The sequence below is a fragment of the Xylanibacter muris genome, from assembly GCF_013166605.1.
Taxonomy (GTDB): Bacteria; Bacteroidota; Bacteroidia; order Bacteroidales; family Bacteroidaceae; genus Prevotella; species Prevotella muris.
In genome coordinates, this window is record NZ_JABKKF010000006.1 from 45,613 (window position 1) to 69,342 (window position 23,730).

Annotated in this window: 15 protein-coding genes and 1 CRISPR repeat array; of the genes, 9 read left to right on the forward strand and 6 right to left on the reverse strand. The window is 41.0% G+C overall.

What is annotated here, in order from left to right; translation table 11 throughout:
• The first annotated feature begins 9 nt into the window (after positions 1 to 9).
• The 5 genes from HPS56_RS07650 (at position 10) to cas2 (ending at position 8,813) form a co-directional block, all read left to right on the forward strand.
• Positions 10 to 2,478, forward strand: a complete 2,469-nt coding sequence (locus HPS56_RS07650) for an FAD-dependent oxidoreductase (RefSeq protein ID WP_172275576.1) — start codon at positions 10 to 12, stop codon at positions 2,476 to 2,478.
• Between the two features lie 36 nt (positions 2,479 to 2,514).
• Positions 2,515 to 2,895: a MarR family winged helix-turn-helix transcriptional regulator gene (locus HPS56_RS07655; protein WP_172275577.1), complete on the forward strand. Its 381-nt coding sequence runs from the start codon at positions 2,515 to 2,517 to the stop codon at positions 2,893 to 2,895.
• Positions 2,896 to 3,339: 444 nt separating this feature from the next.
• Positions 3,340 to 7,509 carry a type II CRISPR RNA-guided endonuclease Cas9 gene (gene cas9 / locus HPS56_RS07660; RefSeq protein WP_172275578.1) on the forward strand — a complete coding sequence of 1,390 codons (4,170 nt, stop codon included), beginning with the start codon at positions 3,340 to 3,342 and terminating at the stop codon, positions 7,507 to 7,509.
• 13 nt (positions 7,510 to 7,522) lie between these two features.
• Positions 7,523 to 8,470 carry a type II CRISPR-associated endonuclease Cas1 gene (cas1, locus tag HPS56_RS07665; RefSeq protein WP_172275579.1) on the forward strand — a complete coding sequence of 316 codons (948 nt, stop codon included), beginning with the start codon at positions 7,523 to 7,525 and terminating at the stop codon, positions 8,468 to 8,470.
• A gap of 10 nt (positions 8,471 to 8,480) precedes the next feature.
• The gene (cas2, locus tag HPS56_RS07670; RefSeq protein WP_172275580.1) at positions 8,481 to 8,813 is read left to right on the forward strand and encodes a CRISPR-associated endonuclease Cas2; all 333 of its coding nucleotides are present in this window, start codon (positions 8,481 to 8,483) and stop codon (positions 8,811 to 8,813) included.
• A 201-nt stretch (positions 8,814 to 9,014) separates the two neighbouring features.
• Positions 9,015 to 9,598: direct repeats of the CRISPR family, unit length 47 nt; unit sequence GATGTTTATTACTATACAAAGATACGAATTTTAAAGCAAATCACAAC.
• 570 nt (positions 9,599 to 10,168) lie between these two features.
• Here cas2 and HPS56_RS07675 read toward each other — a convergent pair.
• From HPS56_RS07675 to HPS56_RS07690, 4 genes are all read right to left on the reverse strand, one after another.
• Positions 10,169 to 11,482, reverse strand: a complete 1,314-nt coding sequence (locus HPS56_RS07675; protein ID WP_172275581.1) for a hypothetical protein — start codon at positions 11,480 to 11,482, stop codon at positions 10,169 to 10,171.
• On the reverse strand, positions 11,472 to 12,896 hold the full coding sequence (locus HPS56_RS07680) for an ATP-binding protein (protein WP_172275582.1): 1,425 nt from the start codon (positions 12,894 to 12,896) through the stop codon (positions 11,472 to 11,474). Before HPS56_RS07680 ends, HPS56_RS07675 begins: the two co-directional genes overlap by 11 nt.
• 470 nt (positions 12,897 to 13,366) lie before the next feature.
• Positions 13,367 to 14,689 (reverse strand): SH3 domain-containing protein, encoded by a 1,323-nt coding sequence (locus tag HPS56_RS07685; protein WP_172275583.1) that lies wholly within the window; start codon positions 14,687 to 14,689, stop codon positions 13,367 to 13,369.
• The gene (locus HPS56_RS07690) at positions 14,686 to 15,156 is read right to left on the reverse strand and encodes a hypothetical protein (protein ID WP_172275584.1); all 471 of its coding nucleotides are present in this window, start codon (positions 15,154 to 15,156) and stop codon (positions 14,686 to 14,688) included. The genes HPS56_RS07685 and HPS56_RS07690 overlap by 4 nt, the downstream gene beginning before the upstream one ends.
• Positions 15,157 to 15,889: 733 nt before the next feature.
• On the opposite strand from HPS56_RS07690, the gene HPS56_RS07695 reads away from it, so the two are divergent.
• From HPS56_RS07695 to HPS56_RS07705, 3 genes are read left to right on the forward strand one after another with little or no spacing between them, the layout of a single operon-like run.
• Entirely contained in the window at positions 15,890 to 16,294 is a 405-nt protein-coding gene (locus HPS56_RS07695; RefSeq protein WP_172275585.1) for a hypothetical protein, read from the forward strand.
• The gene (locus tag HPS56_RS07700; RefSeq protein WP_172275586.1) at positions 16,294 to 17,592 is read left to right on the forward strand and encodes a DUF3440 domain-containing protein; all 1,299 of its coding nucleotides are present in this window, start codon (positions 16,294 to 16,296) and stop codon (positions 17,590 to 17,592) included. The genes HPS56_RS07695 and HPS56_RS07700 overlap by 1 nt, the downstream gene beginning before the upstream one ends.
• Complete coding sequence (locus HPS56_RS07705) at positions 17,579 to 18,103, forward strand: IbrB-like domain-containing protein (protein ID WP_172275587.1); 525 nt, start codon at positions 17,579 to 17,581, stop codon at positions 18,101 to 18,103. The genes HPS56_RS07700 and HPS56_RS07705 overlap by 14 nt, the downstream gene beginning before the upstream one ends.
• A gap of 475 nt (positions 18,104 to 18,578) precedes the next feature.
• On the opposite strand, the gene HPS56_RS07710 is transcribed toward HPS56_RS07705, so the two are convergent.
• Positions 18,579 to 19,208 carry a YiiX/YebB-like N1pC/P60 family cysteine hydrolase gene (locus HPS56_RS07710; RefSeq protein WP_172275588.1) on the reverse strand — a complete coding sequence of 210 codons (630 nt, stop codon included), beginning with the start codon at positions 19,206 to 19,208 and terminating at the stop codon, positions 18,579 to 18,581.
• Positions 19,209 to 19,320: 112 nt separating this feature from the next.
• Positions 19,321 to 21,096 (reverse strand): 30S ribosomal protein S1, encoded by a 1,776-nt coding sequence (gene rpsA / locus HPS56_RS07715; RefSeq protein ID WP_172275589.1) that lies wholly within the window; start codon positions 21,094 to 21,096, stop codon positions 19,321 to 19,323.
• A 184-nt stretch (positions 21,097 to 21,280) separates the two neighbouring features.
• On the opposite strand from rpsA, the gene HPS56_RS07720 reads away from it, so the two are divergent.
• Positions 21,281 to 23,674, forward strand: a complete 2,394-nt coding sequence (locus HPS56_RS07720; protein ID WP_172275590.1) for a TonB-dependent receptor — start codon at positions 21,281 to 21,283, stop codon at positions 23,672 to 23,674.
• Positions 23,675 to 23,730: the final 56 nt, after the last annotated feature.

The window sequence follows — 23,730 nt, forward strand, 5'->3', positions numbered from 1 at the left end:
ATTTAGAATATGAGCGAAAGCAAAATCAGCAAATACCTAATTGTAGGTGGTGTGGCAGGCGGTGCGACTGCTGCCGCACGTATCAGGAGACTGACAGAGGATGCAGAAATCATCCTCTTCGAAAAAGGCAATTATATATCATACGCCAACTGCGGACTACCTTATTATATAGGTGGAGTTATTGAGGAGCGCGAACGTCTTTTCGTACAGACACCGCAGACTTTCGGCAGACGATTCAACATTGACGTGAGAACAGGAAGCGAAGTCATAGCCATCGACAGGACGAAGAAAGAAATAGCCGTAAAAACCACAGAGGGAAAAGAGTATACCGAGACATACGACAAACTGCTCCTATCGCCAGGTGCATCACCCGTACGCCCTCCATTGGAAGGCATAAACTCCGAAGGTATTTTCACGTTGAGAAATGTGGATGATACAGACAGGATAAAGGCATACGTAGAAAACCACAACGTGAAACGTGCCGTGATTGTAGGCGGAGGATTTATCGGACTCGAAATGGCGGAAAATCTCTGTCTTGCCGGAGCACAGGTAGCCGTTGTAGAAATGGCTCCACAAGTAATGTCCCCCATAGACTACTCCATGGCCGCATTAGTGCACGAACATCTGCTGCAACATGACGTAAAACTATACCTGGAACAAGCCGTGGAATCATTCTCACAAGAAGGTGAAGAACTGACAGTACACTTCAAATCAGGTATAGAACTTAAAACCGACATGGTGTTACTCTCTATTGGTGTGAGAGCAGAAACCAAACTGGCTCAAGAAGCAGGACTGCAACTTGGCGAGATGCGCGGCATATACGTCAACGAATATCTTCAGACTTCTGACTGTGACATATACGCTGTCGGTGATGCCATAGAGTACAAGCACCCTATAACAGAAAAGCCATGGCTCAACTTCCTTGCCGGACCGGCCAACCGGCAGGCACGCATCGTTGCAGACAACATGGTGAAAGGCAACAATGTGAAATACGAAGGTTCTATAGGCACGGCCATCGCCAAGATATTCGATATAACTGTGGCATCCACCGGACTGCCGGCCAAACGTCTGCAACAAATGGATATTCCCTATCTGTCCGCAACTATTCACTCCGGCTCTCATGCCGGCTATTACCCAGGTTCGCTACAGATGGCGATAAAGATTACCTTCTCTCCATCCGACGGCAAGCTTTACGGAGCACAAATAGTGGGATATGACGGTGTGGATACACGCATAAACCAATATGCCCTCGCCATCAAACAGGGATGCACCGTACAACAGCTTACAAAATTGGAACACGCCTACGCCCCGCCATTCTCCTCGGCAAAAGACCCGGTGGCTATTTCGGGATATGTTGCCGGCAATATCCTCAGCGGAAAGATGAATCCACTCTATTGGCGTGAACTCAAGGAAGCAGACCTGTCCAAAGTCACACTCATTGATGTACGCACAGCAGATGAGGCAGCATTAGGCTCGATACCCGGAGCTGTAAACATACCGCTTGACGACCTGCGAGACAGAATATCGGAAATACCGTCCGGCAAACCTGTATGGCTGTTCTGCGGTGTCGGACTCAGAGGTTATCTGGCCTCGAACATTCTGAAAGGTCACGGATATAACGATGTGTTCAATCTCATCGGAGGCTTGAAAACCTACAAAGCCTCAACTGCAAAGATGCCTGCCCCAGACGGCTTTACCACAACAAGTGAGACATGCGAATGTGCCGGGAGTCCACATAACAGCCATTCTCCAATCATACGGTTAGACGCATGCGGATTACAATGCCCCGGGCCCATCCTGAAATTAAAGCAGGCAATGGAAAAACTAACAGTAGAACAGACACTGGAAGTGAAAGCCACCGATGCTGGCTTTCCACGCGATGCCGAAGCATGGTGTCGCACAACTGGCAACATTTTCCTCAACAAGAAATCGGAAAAAGGAATACATACAGTAGAAATAAAAAAGTCTGCGTCATGCATGGTCAAGGATGACAATCCACAGACCGGCAACACCGGCAAGACATTCATTCTATTCAGCGATGACCTCGACAAGACACTCGCCACATTTGTACTTGCCAATGGGGCTGCCGCCACAGGTAAGAAAGTAAGTATATTCTTTACGTTTTGGGGACTTAATGCCATCAAGAAATCTGTCAAGCCACAGGTAAAGAAAGATATTTGGGGCAAGATGTTCGGATGGATGCTGCCTGCCGACTCCACGAAACTCAGCCTGTCGAAGATGAACATGATGGGCATCGGAGGAAAGATGATGAGATTTCTTATGGCCAAAAAGGGCGTTGACTCACTTGAGACTCTTAGGCAGAATGCTATCGACTCCGGTGTGGAATTCATTGCCTGTCAGATGTCGATGGAAGTGATGGGCATAAAGCACGAAGAGCTGCTCGATAATGTTATTGTAGGCGGTGTGGCTTCATATATGGAACGTGCCGAAAAGGCCAACGTAAATCTTTTCATATAAACAAAATCTATCGCATATTAATGCGTAATACAGGAAATGGAAAAAATAAAATGTATATGTGTAATGAGAGAGTTGTATAAAGCTCTCTCATTACTCGAAAATGAACTGCAGACCACTCATGGTGTGTCGCTCAATGAAGCAATGGTTATGTGTGCCATCGGCACTGACAGTATCACTGCTTCGACCGTCACCGGCCAGACAGGCCTCAGTGCGTCAAACGCCTCTAAGGTAATCAGAGCCCTGGAACGCAGAAAACTACTGTTACGTAAATTCGGCAAAGATGACAAGCGTCTGGTATTTCTTTCTCTTACAGCCAGTGGAAAGGATAAACTCGACAAACTAAAATGCCATCAGTTTGACATTCCACCCACACTGCTTAGATTTTTTGATACCGGAGATTCTGCAATTTATCAATAGAAAGTTTTATTTATTTTGGCATATTTATTCTCCTTTTCCCGCCATAGCTGTATTCAAAAAGCTTGATATTCTAATTTCGGTTAACGAAAAGTTTTCAGGCTTATAAATACCGAAATGTCACGACCGACTTCATCAAGCAGGTAAATCACTTCACAATATATACTGCGTTTAGCCATTTCATGGAAATACTTATGAAGTGCCCAAAGCACAACTCTATTCTTTTTGAAAATGGACATTACCATATAATAAAAACCCACCGTTAAGGACGATGGGCCAACCTGAGTGTTTTCACAACGGAATAATCCTTATTGTGATTTGCTTAAAATTCATTGCAAAGGTATTAAAAAAATATTTATATACATAGACTTTACTCATTATTTTTTTCGTATATTTGCAAAAGAACCATAACAATGTCAACAACTTAAATCAGAAAAACCGGAAATTATGAAAAAGATATTAGGCCTCGACTTAGGAACAAGCAGTATCGGATGGGCTGTCGTTAACGAAAAAGAACATGAAGGCGAAGAGTCTTCCATAGTAAAACTCGGAGTCAGGGTAACCCCACTCACCGCTGAGGAGCAACGCGATTTTAAGGCAGGCAAACAGTTAACAACAAATGCCGATAGAACCATGAAGCGCAGTATGCGACGCAACTTACAACGCTACAAACTGAGGCGCAACAATCTTATAGAAATAATGAAATCCAACGGTCTCATAAAAGAAGATACAACATTGACGGAACAAGGAAACAAATCGACATTTGAGACCTTCCATCTCAGGGCAAAGGCTGCAACGGAACAAATATCATTAGAAGAATTTGCAAGAGTATTGCTAATGATAAACAAAAAACGCGGATACAAAAGTTCACGCAAAATAAAAGCTAATGAAGATGGAAGAATTATAGACGGAATGGATGTTGCCATACAGATGTACAGCCAAAATCTCACTCCGGGAGAATTCATGTTCCAAAATATAAAAAACGGGAAAAGATACACACCTGATTTCTACCGTTCAGATCTGATTACAGAATTTGACAGAATATGGAACTTTCAAAAACAGTTTTATCCGGAGATACTTACAGACACTCTGAGAGTAGAACTGTATGACAAGAACGAAAAGCAGACATGGGCTATATGTGCCAAACCGTTCTCACTTACAGGAATAAAGCGTGAAACAAAAGGAGACGAACAAAAAAGAGAAAACTATGAATGGCGCAAGGATAGTCTATCACATAAAATGAATCTTGAAAGACTTGCGATTGTCCTGCAAAAAATCAACGGACAGATAAACAATTCGAGCGGCTATCTCGGAGAAATAAGCGACAGAAGCAAAGAACTGTATTTCAAGAGACAGACCGTGGGACAGTATCTTATGGAAAAACTAAATGCCAATCCTAATTACAGTTTAAAGAATAAAGTGTTCTATAGACAGGATTATTTAGACGAGTTTGAACGAATATGGGAAAACCAGGCTATATATCATAAAGAACTTACAAAAGACTTAAAACGCGAAATACGCGATGTGATCATATTCTATCAAAGAGCATTGAAATCACAAAAAGGCCTCATAAGTTTCTGTGAATTTGAAAATAAGCAAATGGAGATTATCGTGGATGGGAAAACCAGACAAATAACCGTCGGTTCACGCGTTTGTCCAAAATCATCTCCATTATTTCAAGAATTCAAGATTTGGCATATTATTAACAATATCCAGGTTTCGGGGAAGGTTATTCCGACAGAATATACAGATCTGTTCGGAACAACATGCCAAATGAAACACGGTAAACGTTTTCTTGATCAGGAAGAAAAAGAAATATTATTCAAAGAATTGAATATCAAGGAAAAAATGTCTAAGAATGATGTTCTGAAACTCTTATTCAATAAGACAGAGGAATTAGATCTTAATTTCAAGGAAATAGAAGGAAACCGTACGCAGGCTGCATTGTTCAAAGCTTATCAGACAATAATAGATATGAGCGGACACGGTAAATATGATTTCCCAAAAATGAAAACAGACGAAATCATGAATATAGTAAAGCCCGTCTTCTGTGACCTTGGATTTAATATTGACATTCTTCATTTTGACTCTTCTATAAAAGGAAAGGCATATGAAAAACAACCGGCATATATGCTCTGGCATCTACTGTATTCATTTACCGGTGACAATTCAAAATCCGGTAATGAAAAACTTATCGGGAAAATATCAGAACTATATGGCTTCGACAAGGAGTATGCTGCGATAATAGCTAAAGCAACATTACAACAAGATTATGGAAACCTCAGTTCAAAAGCAATACGCAAAATCTTGCCTTACATGAAGAATGGACAAGAATACAGCATGGCTTGTGAATCTGCTGGATACAGACATTCGAAAAAGTCACTTACGAAAGAAGAACTTGACAACAAGATGCTAAAAGATAGGCTGGAACAGTTACCGCGCAACAGCCTACGCAATCCTGTGGTAGAGAAAATCCTCAATCAAATGATAAACATAGTAAACAGTATCATCACAATGTACGGTAAACCGGACGAGATACGTATAGAGATGGCACGTGAACTGAAGAAAAGTGCCAAAGAACGTGAGGAAATGACAAAAGCCATAAACCGGACAACAAAAGAACACGAAGATTTTCGGAACATATTGCAAGAAGAATTTGGTATAAAAAACGTAAGCCGAAATGATATTATAAGATATAAATTATATATGGAACTCGAGAAGAACGGACACAAAACGCTATATTCAAACACGTATATTTCTAAGGAAAAACTTTTCAGCAAAGAATTCGACATTGAGCATATCATACCGCAAGCAAAACTGTTTGACGACTCATTCTCAAATAAGACGATAGAGACCCGTGATATAAATATAGAGAAGAGCAATAAAACAGCATACGACTTTATATGTGAAAAATATAATGCTGAAGAAATTAAAGATTATGTAAGCAAAATAGACAAACTTTTCCGCGATGGCGTGATAAGTAAAACCAAGCGAGATAAGCTGATGATGAAAGAAGCCGACATACCAGATGGATTTATCAACCGTGATTTACGAGAATCTCAATATATCGCAAAGAAAGCACGGGAAATATTGGAAGAGATTGTCAGGGAAGTGGTACCAACCACCGGCTCTGTAACTTCACGTCTGCGTGAAGACTGGCAACTGGTTGATGTGATGAAAGAACTTAACTGGAACAAATACAACAAGCTCGGACTAACAGAGATTATAGAAGACAGGGACGGAAGAAGAATACGTAAAATTACGAATTGGACAAAGCGCAACGACCATCGTCACCACGCAATGGATGCACTCACAATTGCATTCACAAAACACAGCCACATTCAATATCTCAACAACCTAAACGCAAAAAATGACAAGGGAGGAAACATATATGCTATAGAGAAACAAGAACTTTATCGCGACAAAGGCAAGCTTAAGTTCTGCCCTCCCATGCCGTTGGATATACTTAGGGCTGAGGCAAAACGTCATCTGGAAAACGTCCTTGTTTCAATAAAGTCAAAGAACAAGGTCGTCACAAAAAATAAAAACATATCTAAGAAAAAGAATGGAAAGAACAAGAAAATACAGTTGACTCCACGAGGTAAATTGCATAACGAGACGATATACGGAAAAATTAGGCAATATACCGTAAAAGAAGAAAAAGTGAATGCGGCATTTACAGAAGAGAAAATAGCTACAGTTGCAAATCTGAAATACCGCAATGCGTTGTTTGCAAGACTAAAAAGCTTTGACGGAAATGCAAAAAAAGCATTTACGGGAAGCAACAGTTTGCAGAAGAAACCGCTTTTCCTAAATGAAATGCACACAGAATGTGTTCCGGAAAAAGTCAAGATTGTGACTCTTGAGGGTATATATACACAAAGAAAAGAAATAACCCCAGATTTGAAACTCGAAAAAGTTATAGATGTTCATGTGCGTGAAATATTAAAAGCACGTCTTAAAGAATATGACAACGACCCGAAAAAAGCATTTGTCAATCTTGACTATAATCCAATATGGCTGAATAAAGAAAAGGGTATTTCAATAAAGCGCGTGACTATACGTGGTGTGAATAATGCCGTGGCACTACATGACAAACATGATAATACCGGAAAGCTTATTCTTGACAGTGAAGGGAAAAGACAGCCGGCCGACTTTGTAAGTACAAGCAATAATCATCATGTTGCAATATACCGCGATGCGGAAGATAATTTGCAGGAGAACGTTGTATCATTCTATGAAGCAACAATGCGTGCAAATATGAATATGCCGATTATAGACAAGAACTATAGGAAAACAGATGGATGGCAATTCCTTTTTACCATGAAACAGAATGAATATTTTGTTTTTCCTAATACTGAAACGGGATTTAATCCAAGTGAAACAGATCTGCTTAATCCCGACAACTACACAGAGATTAGCAAAAACTTGTTCAGAGTACAGAAGCTGGCAAGTAAATATTATGTGTTTAGACATCATCTCGAAACAACTGTTGATGACAATAATGAATTACAAGAAATTACATGGAAAAGAATAACATCATTAAACGGAATAAATAAAATAATTAAAGTCCGCGTCAATCATATCGGTCAAATAGTATCTGTAGGTGAATACTAAATATTGGAATATCATGATAAAGAAAACACTATATTTCGGCAATCCTGCATATCTGTCATTAAAGTTAGGACAGATGGTGATAAAACTTCCGGAAATCGCAAAAAATGAAACACTCCCAGAACGTATGAAACAACAGGGAGAAATTACCAAACCTATAGAAGACATAGGAATAGTGGTTCTAGACAACAAACAAGTAACCATTACACAGGGGCTGTTAGAAGCATTGCTTGAGACCAACAGTGCCATTATAACCTGCGACAAACGAAGCATGCCTGTCGGACTTATGCTGCCTCTGTGTGGAAACACCGTTCAGAGTGAACGGTTCCGCGACCAAATAGACGCTTCGCTACCATTGAAAAAACAATTGTGGCAGCAGACTGTCAAAGCAAAAATAAGAAATCAGACTTCCGTTCTAACTATTTGCACTGGAAAGGAAATAAAGAACATGAGACGCTGGGAGAACGATGTAAAGAGTGGAGATACGGATAATCTTGAAGGACGTGCCGCAGCATATTACTGGAAAACTATTTTCTCCGGCATCAAGGAACTGGATGGATTTACACGCGACCGTGAAGGCATCCCGCCAAATAATCTTCTTAATTACGGATATGCGATACTGCGTGCTGTTGTAGCCCGTGCTCTGGTTTCAAGCGGAATGCTTCCAACACTTGGCATACATCATCACAACAGATATAACGCTTATTGTCTGGCAGATGACATTATGGAGCCATACCGTCCGTATGTGGATGAAATAGTATTCTCGCTGATAAAAGAATATGGATATGATAATATTCAAGAACTTACAAAAGAGATGAAAATACGCCTTCTTTCCATACCAACAACAGATGTTATAATAAATGGGAAACGCAGTCCACTGATGATAGCAGTAAGTCAAACTACAGCTTCATTATACCGTTGTTTCAATGGAGAATTACGACGAATATCATATCCAGAAATATAAAATCATAGTTATGAACCGTTTTAGTGAATATCGTGTTATGTGGATATTGGTATTTTTTGATTTACCGACCGAGACAAAGAAAGACAAAAAAGAGTATACTTTGTTCCGTAAGAATCTGCAGCGTGACGGTTTCACTATGTTTCAAATGTCTATATATGTTCGTCATTGCGCTAGTATGGAAAATGCAGAAGTACATATTAAACGCGTCAAATCCTTCCTACCTCAATATGGTCATGTTGCAATAATTTGTATTACAGACAAACAATTTGGTAACATAAAAGTATTTTATGGTTCAAAACATCTTGCCACAAATGCACCAGGACAGCAACTTGAACTTTTCTAATCTTTTAACCTTACAAAATATTAATTAACGGCAGTTTAGATTAATTCCTATCTATCTATTTATATATCAATATATGCTATTAATGGAATCTTTATATTAATGGGATTTTGTTATATAACAAAATCCCATTAATAAGACAACATTTTTTCTTTTCTATTTGTGTCTGTATATCTCTGTCTTTCACCACTTTACTTCACTTGTGATGTTTATTACTATACAAAGATACGAATTTTAAAGCAAATCACAACACACCGGGGATGGTCATTCCCACACTTTCCGATGTTTATTACTATACAAAGATACGAATTTTAAAGCAAATCACAACGCCAGGTGATGACTACTGTTAATATTGATGATGTTTATTACTATACAAAGATACGAATTTTAAAGCAAATCACAACTCCTTACGGTCATAACATTATAAATGCTTTGATGTTTATTACTATACAAAGATACGAATTTTAAAGCAAATCACAACCTCCAACCGTTCTAATAACCGTAACAATCGATGTTTATTACTATACAAAGATACGAATTTTAAAGCAAATCACAACTCGCCACTGCGGCGTTATTTCTCTCGCCACGATGTTTATTACTATACAAAGATACGAATTTTAAAGCAAATCACAACATGTCACTTCAAGTATCGTTCTACCCAAAAGATGTTTATTACTATACAAAGATACGAATTTTAAAGCAAATCACAACACGACAGCACAAGCGTCATCGAGCGCGATGGATGTTTATTACTATACAAAGATACGAATTTTAAAGCAAATCACAACGACTTTTAAACATGCCTATTCTTCCAAACAATGTTTATTACTATACAACCATGGTATGTGGAAGTATTTGATTGCCTATTATATGCAGTTAATACGGTAGAAAAGTGAACTAGAATTTACTTATAGGTCTAAGGATAGTGAAGATTTAACGATTTTAACCTGCTTTCACGCTAAATATGAGGTTTGGATGACAAAATGAGGAAAGAGAAATAAGAGAAGACAGTCAAAAAAGAAAATAAAATGGGATGCGGTTGAAACGATACCCATTCCCATATATGGATATAAAGGCAACTTCGCTTTATAGTCTGTATATTTAAGAAGTATAAAGTAAAGTGGATTGCATGGAATGGGGTCGGTTTAAACCACACCATCTGTTTGTATCGACCTAAATTGATTTCTTGACTTAATGCTATATATAAGAGATGAATAAAGTCAAGTAGTACAAAGATGGTGAGTTGCCAAGGTAATAGCTCTTTTCTTCTTTACATAAGCAAAGCTGTATATCTCGGCATAATTGCTCAAGCGAGTGTTTTTAACAGTGGATTCATGCGAAAATTTTCTCTTTCTGTCTTACATTTCATTGTTTGGTTTTGGAAACTGCATCATATATTCATGAAAAGCTTCAATAGATATAGTGCCATCCAACAGACCTTTAAAATAATCTCCCGATGTTCTGTCAAATACAGCATTGTTAGAAGCAGAGCCTTTTGCTGCGATGATGAAATTGTAGTCCGTTAGGAATCGGCACATAGTCTCAACATATTCTCTTTTCATTTTTATAAGCCTACCCAAAATCTTAGTAGAGCCATCATCTTCTTCTTGTTTAGTTACTTTCTTACAAAAAAACGCACAACGCTTATATATTGCGTACTCTTCATCTACAAAACCACCAAGGTCTTCTTTAAGTGCTTTAATTCTTTCTGATGTATAATGGTTATAAAGTCCTGTTGGTTTCTCACCTTGTGCTTCCACATACACATAGTTCAAATAATAACGCCCATTATCAATAAAGGCCACAATTCTACGAATCACCAATTCATCCCATTCTATTAGAAACTTTCGCCTATTCAAATGCCTAAAATTAGTAATGTTTAACGCACAGCCTGCTCTGAACCACCAAATTGGATCATTTACCCCAATAATACTTTTCTTAAATTGTATGGGGGAATCCAATAACTTGGACAAGTGACGTTGAATGTCTCTTATCTTCTGAAATTCAACCAAACCTCTGTAGCCAGGAAAAGCCTCTGCCATTCTTCTTCTGAAAAACAATGTTGATTTCTCAGAGATAACTGGCTCTATGACAGGTTTAGAGGGTCTTAGCTTTTCATATTGTTTCTCTATCCAGTTGATAAGATATGACTTGTCTAAATGCCTATGCCTACCATTCCTCTTGATATATTCAATAACTTCAAGTATGCGTGAAGTCAGGTCACAGTTGGAAGAAGTGAAACTATATATTGCACGATGATTAATGTCAAAGGGCATATTTTCTGGACCCCAATTACCCTGACGAGCCGCAACAATAACATATCCTACTCCCAAAGCACTCATAGCATATCCCAATTCTAAAAGAACATTAGGATTAGGCACTTCCTTACTGACTTGCATCCCATTCCCAGACGTCTTCTGATAGTTTATCACTGGAGTTACATCTGCAAGAAATATATCACTAGCATCTATTTTCCTTAGAATCGTCTGATCTATAGATGGCATACCAGATTCACCCAATGTAGAAGGGTCAATCTCAAGCCTTATGCCTCTATCATTTAATGCTTCCACAGCGTTTTGTAGAGCAACATCTAATGTCTTTCTGCTCTTCTTGTCCTCAGACTGCCAAGAGAAAAATACTTTGTATTGACTACCCATAATTTCAGTTGACATTATTTTTCACGATTGCCCAAAAACCATCATTATCCTTGCCTTCACGCTTCAGTATTCCACTCTTTTGTAAAGCAGAAAGGTCACGCTCGATGGTACGTTGGCTCACCGACAATGTCTCCGACATTTGCTTACCAGTTATTGTCGGAGACTCTTTGATTATATTAAGGATTTTCCGTTGACGTTCAGAGAGTTTTGTCTCTGACACATCTCCGACATTATCTCCGACATTCGAACTGTCGGAAGAGGCAAAGATGATGGTCTGAAATTGGGTCGGGGTTGATTTGAATATGGGCTTCAGTTCGTCCCTATACCCATCCAATGCTTTTGTCTCATTGCAGATGCGTGTAAGTCCACTGCCTCGTTTCTCCATATAGTCAAGCTGAGCCATTACATTTGCAAGGATAGGGTTACGTCTTTCGGAAGAAACGTCTGCGATGTCTATGTCTTGAATCAGCATGCCATTGTACATTCCGCCAGGGGATGTTACAGTGAGTCGGTCATCGAATATGTCAAGATGTACTTCACCACCCATCACCGTATAGTCACGATGGATAAAGTGGTTAACCATAGCTTCAAGAACGGCACGTTCTGCATATTCAGGTTTGTTCTTTCGTCTATCGGGCAGTTTCTCCCAGCCTTTCTTAGTGTTGGATTTCACAAAGTTCATAGCCTCACGAAGCAGCATGAGGATGTTGCCTGTGAACTCTGCATCGTTGATGGCATCACCCTTTTCCTTTCCATCCCATCGTGTGCAGTATAGGCGAGATTGCCATAATGGACAATCATCGGCAAACAGTGCTCCTGCATTAGTAAGGTAACCAGTACTGGTTACCAGCCCGAACGATAATAGATACTTCTTATCCCATTCTTGTTTAGTACGGTCTTTGAAAGCATTCGCTATTATCGTGAAAGCATAGTCTTCAATCTTATAATTCGTATGAAGGGAATCGTAGGTTTTATTAGAACCTTTAAGTACCAAACGTACCATTTGCTCTGCCGTGACAGGAAGACTCTCATCACCTACACGAACAAAGGCTATGCGCAGACCATCACCAACGTAGTAATACGGAGTATAATGCCCTGCAATGACTTTGAGTTGCAATACATGTAAACCATCTATATTATGAGGGATCATTTCCACCTCTGGTAAAGGATCCATATAGTCACGAATCTTACTACTGATAGTTTCACACACATGCTGTACATCATCAAGACCTCTGACGATACCATCATTATCAATACCAAAGAAAAGTGAGCCACCTAAACCATTGGCGAAAGCACTTACGCTCTTCAACCAGCTCTTAGGCTTCTTTTCTTCAAGCATCAACTTAAAATCGCATGCGGTACATTCTGTTATCAGAGTATTCAGATCCATTGTTATGATAACTACTATATTATCAATCAGTAAAAACATTTTTATTCATAAGTGCAAAATTACAACTAATTATCCGAAAACCAGCATAAAAGTCTTTGTTTCGTATAGTTCTAAGTATCATAGGTACAATTTTAATGGTAGATGAATATATGCATTACATTTTGCCGAGCGAGATTCAATTGTTAAGTGAGTTTGAAAATGCGCATATCTGAATCAGGGTCCAGCCATTGAACTTCAAGGCCGGACGAACGGACTACGAGAGAACAGATGGAGGCACAGACAGACAGGTTTGTCCGTTATAAGTTTTTGATTTTATAAGTCAGATCGGAGCAATGACTTATAAAATCAAAAACAAAAGAAACTGAATGCTTATCAGTAAAGCGTGAAGCATAACATAGGATACCTCATGTTCCGGACAATGAACATCATCAGCGCTCTCGTTCCTCCAGGATATTCCGGCATCTGTTCAGCGATTGTATAGACAGGGGGGGGGCGACACCGGTATCGGCCTACAACCCACCGTAATAGGTGATAAACCGGCGTTCGATGAAAAACAGTTCATTGTCCACGTATGCCCTGCGCTCCGTCCAGTTGCCCTGTGCGTCGGCCTTCACGCCTTTTATCTCCGCGTCGTAATACCATCCGTCGCCGCCGTATTGAAGGTCCATGTTTATGTGCGTTGGCGATGTCGGGTTGTCACCGTATGTATAGGTCATTCCATCGCCCTCTCCTTCTCCATTAATCATGAAGGGTGGAAAGTACTCATAGAATGACTGCGCGGGCATGTGTCTGTTCATATCGAAGTTGTACATCCCGTCAATGCTGCCGGCACCTATTTCTTTAAGTTCCCAGTCTCCGGAGTACGAGATGCTGTAGTTTGAAATCTTGCGCTTGTAGTCGGCGGTAAAGTCCTGATCATATCGTGTTCCTTTCACATTAATGATATCTCCGCTTTGAACAAACTGGTATCCGGCAATCTTCTTGCCGTTGCCGTCACGTCTGACGACGCTATTCAAGTCTCCCGACGGCGAGAACATGCATTCGTATGCGAAGTTGCAGATTGGTGCCTCCGTTCCGTCCAAAAGAGTTTTGGGATATGCGCGGACAATCTTCATCGTTTTCACATCGCCGCGGAGCATGAAAAGGCTGCGCTCCGTCAGTTTCGGTTCGCTGACCGCTGTTGTCTCTTCCTGCGGCCCGAACGACCAGATGGGCGTGTAAAGACTGCCGTCCTCACCTACGAAGAGGAAATCCCCCTCCCCGTCTATCTTGCAGTCGTCCGTCAGCTGGTCCTTGACGGGCACGTCGCCGTAGTAAGGATATGGCATGTGGGTGAGGAGCACGCCTTCGCCGTATGGCAAGCCCACGTACGTCCAACTTGTCTGCGCACGCATGCCGCCGAATTGCTCTAAGTCCGAGTAGTCCGTGATGCTCAGTATTACATAGCCGTCTCTCTCCTTGAGCGTAGCCAAAGAATAGCCGTTGTCGTACATGTTCGAATTGCCCAGGTAGTTGCTCCCGAGAAACCTGCGCGAGAAGTTCGTGGTCTTCACCTCCCTGACGAACTGCTTTGACACGTATCCATACTTTTTATCGTGCCAGAAACCTATCCATCCGTCCTTGTCCTCATGTACGAGAAAACTGTTCCCCTCGCCGACCGTGTGTATAACCTTGCCCGTCACGGGACTTTCCCTCATGTTCACATTCTTCCCTGTCACGGTATATAGTTTCTGCTGTGCCGAAGCCGTAAAACCGATGCAAAGCAGTATCCCGCAAAATGCCATCACTCTCCTTGCCATGACGTACGTTATCGATGTCCTCATACGTATCATTGTTTATCCGTTTGTGAATTTTCCTTCCCCATCATTCTTACACTGCCGTTCAACTGTCCGTCGGACGACACCTCTCCGGTGAGCACAAGCGAATCACCGTCAGTCCTGCAAAGGCGCAACTTCCATTCATCCTTCTGCTCTATATGCTTGTTACTTCCATTCGGAAGAATAAAATTACGGCTGTGTTCGCCCGTAAGCACCATCGTGCTGTCGGCCTCGATATTTCCTTTCAACAGAAGCCTGTCATCTGGCGAGGAAAGCATCGAAACCATCATTGAACAGTATTCAGCTCTTACGCTTCCGGGAATGCTGTCCCACTGCAACCTCATGCTGACGTCGAAAAAATCCAGCACCTTGCAATCGAACTCCACTTCGTGCACCGGAGGAGGCGCTTCACCGCAACCTACGGCCATTGCAGCCATAAGCCACAAAGCCCCGGCCTGCTTTTTGAAAATACTTCTTTTCATGATATTAAATATTAATAAAAAAAGGCGTGCAACCATTCTTTCCGCTTGCTTTCATTCATGGTTACCGCCAAGTGACCTTATCTCCCACAAGCACAGAATAGTCCACGCCCCATGAGCGTGAACTTTCAGTCTGCTTGTCCTCGGAGATGAATATTGGCGGTATTCTGAATGAAGAGAACAAGAGCTAAAAGCTCAATATATATTTATATGTTCGTTTTCAAGTTTCAGTGAATGGATACGCTCTTTTAGGTTTGTTGTTTGTGCCGCATTTTCTTTCCGTGCGGCGTTGTTTGTTTAACTTAAACCTGCGGGTTGCAGCTCTTCCGGGCGTACAAAATCCCCTTGCGTTCCGTTCGTTTCTGTCTGTTCCTATGACCTCCTTTTTTGATATTATTACTGTATATTGATAATACAATGCAAAAGTAATTCCTTTTCATGAAAAACAAGAAGACTTAATGTAGAAAATATGCAAATTGCGATATACATTTTTCTACCGGATGATATCAAACTGCCAATTAATGGCAGGCTATGAAAGAAGATATCTGCAACAAACAACAATTATATTCTTATGCTTCCTTGATTTCTTGCAAATAAGTACAGATTATATTGACAATTACTTTAAAAAGTATGCAAAATAAGTTACAAGTTCATTAAAACAATTGAATAAATATGTCAAATTATCTGTTTTTTCATTTTTTTGTAGTAATTTTGCGGATATAGAATAGAATTCAAAATGAAAATAATCAACCTCAAAGGAACTGATGAACGACTGTACGGATTAGTGGCACGTTTGATTATGAATCCGGCAGTGTTACGCCAAAACAACAACTATCCATTCAGGACTTCTCTGAGACACACATGGTATATTGCCATGGACGGAGACGCGGTCATAGGATTTCTCCCTGTGAAGGATATGCGTCCGGGACTATATCTTGACAATTATTACATCAAAGGAGATAACGCACAGACATTAAGCTGTTTACTTAAATATCTCATATCCGATTCCGACCAAAATATTACGGCAATGGTTCACACCAGACATGCGGACATTTTCCGTCAACACGGTTTTATCTCTTATAAGAAATGGACAAAATATGAGAAAATGCAGTATCACAATATAATATGTAAAGAGAAATAATGATACATAGGCTAAATGTATATGACGCCGTGGAAGAACGGCTGAAGATTATCTTTGAGAATTTTGACTATGTCTATGTGTCATTTTCAGGAGGCAAGGACAGTGGTGTCCTACTGAATCTTTGTGTCGACTACATACGCAAAAACTTACCGGAACGCAAACTCGGTATACTGCATTTGGATTATGAAGCACAATACCGGCATACGACAGAGTTTGTACAGAGCAGACTGACCGCGGACAGCGACATTCTTGAGGTTTATCACTGCTGCGTGCCTTTCAAAGTCGCAACCTGCACATCCATGTACCAATCTTATTGGAGACCATGGGAAGAATCAAAACGTGATATATGGGTACGTAATATGCCTCCTCATTGCTATACGGCCAAAGACTTCAGCTTTTTCTGCGACGATCTGTGGGATTACGAATTCCAGAATCTTTTCGCACCATGGCTTCGCAAACAGAAAAAATGTCAAAGGATATGTTGTCTCGTGGGCATACGGACACAAGAAAGCCTAAACCGTTGGCGCACCATACACAGTGAAAAGAACCACAGGCATTTAGGACACTACAAATGGACCCATCGCATGGAAAAACATATATACAACGCCTATCCGATTTACGATTGGAAAACTTCCGATATATGGATAGCCAATGGAAAATTCAAATGGAAATACAACCACCTTTATGACCTTTACTATCAGGCTGGAATACCAATAGGCAGACAAAGAGTGGCAAGTCCGTTTATATCACCGGCCATTTCCACACTTTCAATATATCGCATAATTGATCCGGACACATGGGGAAAAATGCTCAGCCGCGTCAACGGGGTGAATTTTGCAGGCATATACGGAAAAACCCTCGCCATGGGATGGAAGACAATAAAATGTCCGCAAGGATTTTCCTGGAAAAAATACATGGAGTTCCTTCTCGAGACCTTACCCGAAGAGGCACGGAGAAACTACAAGGAAAAACTAAGGGTGAGTATCCGGTTCTGGCGCGAACGGGGAGGATGCATGGACGAGAAAACAATACAGAAACTACAGAAACGCGGCATACCTATACAAGTATGTCAAACAACGGCATATCACACAAACAAGCTGCCTGTAAGAATGGAGTATCTCGATGATATAGACATAGAGGAATTCAAGGAAATACCTACATATAAAAGAATGTGTATCTGCATACTGAAAAATGACCATATATGCAAGTATATGGGATTCAGCCTTACAAAGAAAGAAAAAGAAATAAAAGAAAAAGTGATGAAGAAATACAAATCTATCCAACATGCAAAATTATAAAAGTCCTGTATATAATGTCATAGCTGTGCCTATAGAGAAAATTGTGGCAAACAACTATAATCCAAACATGGTGGCACCACCGGAAATGAAACTGTTAGAACTCTCAATATGGGAGGACGGCTACACAATGCCATGCGTATGCTATTACATAAAAGAAAGTGACCAATACGAAATTGTAGACGGATTTCACCGATATATGGTAATGAAGACTTCAAAACGGATACGTGAACGGGAAAAAGGCATGCTGCCGGTATCGGTCATAGAAAAGGACCTGTCAAACCGTATGGCATCAACAATCCGCCACAATAGGGCACGGGGCATGCATAACGTGGAACTGATGAGCAATATTGTCAGCGAATTAAGCCGTGCAGGCATGTCTGACCAATGGATTATGCGAAATATAGGAATGGACAAAGATGAGCTCCTACGCCTTAAACAAATTTCCGGACTGGCCGAGCTGTTTGCAAATAAGGAATTCGGGATGTCGGATGATTGGAAAGAATGCGACTGACCATCTATCGCAAAAAAATCCAAACAACATTAAATGAATGATATCTGTTAAAAGGGACCTCGTTTCAACCTCACATGTGTAATAAAAATTCGCAAGGCTTTCTTATTCCATTTCCTAACTTTGCACAAAACACATAACAATCTAATATTCAACATGTTAGCTACAACCAAAAATATTCCGAAAATGAATGGCCTGTTCATGCTTGATGAATAGGCCATTCACGGTCGATGAACATGCCATTCATTGAACATGAACAGGCTATTCATCGGAAGAGAATTTTACATCTGTCAGAAATGTAAATAGATTTCGAAAATTTAAGACCGGCTGGTATTTTTAGTTATATTAACCATTAAGGATTGGCAGCCGTATTTAACAGACACGTCAACTTGCACAGGTGAGATCAAGGCCTATCCATGGCAAAAAACAAACTCACATGATAAGCCACAGGTATTCACCATAATATTTAACCCGAATGCTATGGCATAAAGAATCTGTACACCTCCAGCAAAACTGGGTCTTTTGACATGTCATGCGGGTTAGTGCCTAAGACCCCTTCAGGAACAGGCTGATTCATCTTATTGAAAAGATTTACCCAAAAATCCGGTATGTTTCCGCTTGAATCACGAAAATTCATCGGACGTGCCGTAAATATCGGAGTACCGTCTGCATTACGATAACTCTCGTATATCAGTTCCGAACAATACATCTTTCCATTATCAGGCATGAACGACCAGTCATAATCCTCACCCAAATGACTTTTCGCCCTGCTAACGGCATCACTTACCGGGAAATCCATATTCACACGCATTGCCACTACCCCTGGTTTTCCGTTCATTTTGTGTGATGAGGAAAGAAAATCCTCCAACGGTGTAGATATAACACCTTTGCCGTCGACAGCTTCTATCACATGAGGAACCTCACTGTCCAAGACAACCATGGCAACATGTACGAACTTCACAGAATCAGACACGGCAGTAGCATTGGCTATGGCATCCGAGAACTCTGTGTCACCGGCAACCTGAAACAACAAGTCTCCCTCACGCGGTATATACCCTGTTTGTGACTGTACAGCCTTAACAAACGCCAATATTATAAATAGAACCACAAACCGTTTCATCCTAAACACTACAAAATATTGAATAATACGAAAAAGCGCAACACCCAATATGGATGTTGCGCAATATAATTACATGAGAATCTAAAAATCACTTTATAGATTACTCGCCTTTCTCCATCTGTGCCTTCAGCTGAGCAAGAACATCTATATCACCGAGTGTTGTTGCTGCAGGCTGGTTGTCAATCTTTACAGCCTCCTCTTTCTTTGCACGCGGCTTCTTTGCAGCCTTCTTCTCCTCACGCTGTGCATCCTCAAACGTACGGCTGTGTGAAAGAATTATGCGCTTGCTATCCTTATTGAACTCGATGACCTTGAAAGGAAGAACCTCCCCCAAAGCAGCCTGTGTTCCGTCCTCCTTAACCAAGTGCTTTGGAGTGGCAAAACCTTCAACGCCTTTCTCAAGTGAAATCACAGCACCCTTTTCAAGCATTTCCTCTATCTTTCCCTCATGTATGCTGCCTACGGTATATTTTGTCTCAAACTCATCCCAAGGATTATCCTCAAGCTGCTTGTGACCAAGGCTCAGACGGCGGTTCTCCTTGTCAATATCAAGAACAACTACGTCAATCTCCGCACCTACCTGAGTGAATTCTGACGGATGCTTAACCTTCTTTGTCCATGACAGGTCTGAAATATGAATAAGACCGTCAACACCCTCTTCAAGCTCTACAAATACACCGAAGTTTGTAAAGTTACGGACTTTTGCCTCATGCTTGCTGCCAACAGGGTATTTAACCTCGATAGTCGCCCATGGATCTTCCTTCAACTGCTTGATGCCAAGGCTCATCTTGCGCTCCTCGCGGTCGAGAGTCAGGATAACTGCCTCTACCTCATCGCCAACCTTAAGGAATTCCTGTGCTGAACGCAGGTGCTGGCTCCAAGACATCTCGGATACGTGGATAAGACCCTCGACACCGGGCTGTATCTCGACAAATGCACCATAATCCGCAATAACGACAACCTTACCGTTAACGTGATCGCCAACCTTAAGCTCTGCGTCAAGAGCATCCCATGGATGAGGAGTGAGCTGCTTGAGACCAAGAGCGATACGCTTCTTCTCGTCATCGAAGTCGAGAATAACAACATTAATCTTCTGGTCAAGCTCTACAACCTTATGAGGATCGTCTACGCGGCCCCAAGAAAGGTCTGTGATGTGGATGAGTCCGTCAACACCACCGAGGTCAACAAACACACCGTAAGATGTGATGTTCTTGACAGTACCCTCAAGAATCTGACCTTTCTCAAGCTTAGAGATAATTTCTTTCTTCTGTGCTTCCAACTCTGCCTCGATAAGAGCCTTGTGGGAAACAACTACATTACGGAACTCCTGATTGATCTTAACAACCTTGAATTCCATTGTCTTACCTACGAACTGGTCGTAGTCACGTATAGGATGAACGTCTATCTGGCTTCCAGGCAAGAAAGCTTCGATACCAAATACGTCAACAATCATACCGCCCTTTGTACGGCACTTGATGTAACCCTGAATAATCTCCTGATTGTCAAGAGCTGCGTTAACACGCTCCCAGCTCTTGCTCAAACGGGCTTTCTTGTGTGAAAGAATCAGCTGGCCTTTCTTGTCTTCCTGGTTCTCAACATACACTTCAACCTTGTCACCTGCCTTAAGTTCTGGATTGTAACGGAACTCGCTTGCAGGAATAATACCGTCACTCTTGTAGCCGATGTTTACAATAACCTCTTTCTTGTCTACAGAAATTACGGTACCTTCTGTAACCTGATGCTCGCTGACCTTGTTAAGGGTTTCATCATAAGCCTTGTCAAGCTCTTCCTTGCTGACATTTACATGGCTGCCATTCTCGAACTCGTCCCAATTGAAGTCCTCCAACGGCTGAACGTTTTTTGTTAATTCTGACATAAAAAAAATAATAAATTAATAAAGTTAGACTTTATGTTAATTGTTAAAAATCGGCCGCAAAGGTACTAATTATAATTCATAGTTCTTGCATTGTCTGTCTATAAGACAATCTTACTTAATATTATTTAACATCTTTAACGTTCTCATTTTCAATAAATCGCTTGATTCCTACGTTATATCGAATATGGAAACAAGAAAACGCATATACTATATATTTATATTATTGGCAACGGCACTGACCGCATGTACCGGCATATCGGCACAATCATTCACATTGACAGGCCGTGTCGTTGACGAAGAGAACAATCCTATAGAACTGGCAACGGTGGCTTGTGTCGAACAAGGAAAAGTCTCAATAACAAATCTGAGAGGAAACTTCACTATCACCTTGAAATCAACCGACAGTGTAGTGGTAAGGTTTTCAATGATCGGATATAGCACACGCAAACGTGTATTCAAAAAACCAAGCGGCAAGCTTAACATTGAGATGCGACTTCCGTCAATGTCTGCTCTCGGAGAGGTGGTCGTTACCGAAAAACGCAGACAAACTACAGCAACCCAACAACTTGACGTAAAGGACATGAAAGACACGCCTTCCGCCACAGGTAACGCCGTTGAAGACATGATACAGCAACAGGCCGGAGTATCGACACACAATGAGCTTTCATCACAATATAATGTCAGGGGCGGCAGCTTTGACGAGAATTCCGTATACATAAATAATGTGGAAATATACCGTCCGCTATTAATTCGCAGCGGACAACAGGAAGGTCTCAGCATAATAAATTCAAACATGGTGGAGTCCATCGGATTTTCCACAGGCGGTTTTGAAAGCAAATACGGGGATAAGATGTCTTCGGCACTTGACATAAAATACAAAAAGCCGAAAGCATTTGAGGCAAACATTGCAACATCCATGCTCGGAGCGAGTGCATATCTCGGTTATGGAAATAAAAAACTGTCCATGACCCACGGCATTAGATACAAGACAAACAGATATCTGCTCGGCTCACTTGACACAAAAGGCGAATACAGACCAAATTTCCTTGACTATCAGACATATATATCATATATCCCCAACAAACGGTGGAATATAGATTTCATAGGAAACATATCAGAAAACCATTACAACTTCAAGCCGACAGACCGTGAGACATCTTTCGGTACAATGGAAAATGTCAAAACATTCAAAGTCTATTTCGACGGTAAGGAAAAGGATATATTCAGAACCTTATTCGGAACCGTCGGACTTACATATAATATAAGTGACAGTACAAAAGTCGCGCTTATTGCCTCTGCTTTCCACACAAAAGAGCAGGAGACATACGACATACAAGGACAATATTGGCTTAACGACACACAAGAAGATGCAAACATTGGAGTAGGCACATATATGGAACATGCACGCAACTATTTGTCTGCGAACATGAAAAGTATCAAACTCATCGCCTCTCACCAGACAAAGCACCATTTTATAGAAGGGGCACTTACTTATAAACTCGAGAATGTTGACGAGAACTCGCGTGAATATGAAATGAGAGACTCAAGCGGATATTCAATACCACATAATCCTAACCGCCTCGACCTTATATATTCGCTTACCTCCAATAATAAAATAAAGTCAAACCGCCTGGAAGGATACATTCAGGATACCTACAGATTCTCCACCGGACTTGACAAACAGACTTATTATACCCTCAACTACGGTATGAGATTCAGCCGTTGGTCATACAACAAAGAGCTTATTGTATCACCAAGGGCATCACTCGCTATAATTCCCGCATTCAATCAGGACATTACATTCAGATTTGCAACCGGACTTTATTATCAGGCACCGTTCTTCAAAGAACTGAGAGACACAACCACTATAAACGGCAAGACACAGGTCATATTGAACCGTAACATAAAGAGTCAACGCTCGATACATTTTGTGGCGGCATTCGACTACCGCTTCAAGATGAAAGAGCGTCCGTATAAGTTTACGGCGGAAGCATATTACAAACTGATGCACAATCTTATACCGTACAACGTGAACAATGTAAAGATAACATATTACGGGCAAAACATTTCTAACGGATATGCCACAGGTATAGACTTTAAGCTTTACGGTGAATTTGTTCCGGGAACAGATTCATGGGTAACATTCTCACTCATGAGTACTAAACAGAAATTAGGAAATATATGGATACCTATGCCAACAGACCAAAGATATGCGGTAAACCTACATTTCACAGATTATTTTCCCGGCACAGACCGATGGAAAATGACGCTCCGTCTCGCCTTTGCAGACGGTCTGCCTTTCGGGCCGCCACATCGCGGACTGGAATACCAAAACTTCCGCGCCCCGGCATACAAGCGTGCTGACATAGGAATGAGCTACCGTGCACTGAACAATGATGACAGAAAGAAAAAGACGGCTTTCAAGAACATTTGGCTGGGAATTGACTGCCTTAATCTTTTCGGTATAAGCAATATAAACTCATATTATTGGGTGACAGATGTCACCAATCAGCAATATGCTGTGCCAAACTATCTTACAGGCCGGCAAATAAACGGTTCAGTAATAATGGAGTTTTAAAAACGGTTAACAATATTTTCAATTACTAATTTCTTCAGTATGAATTATATTAGTAT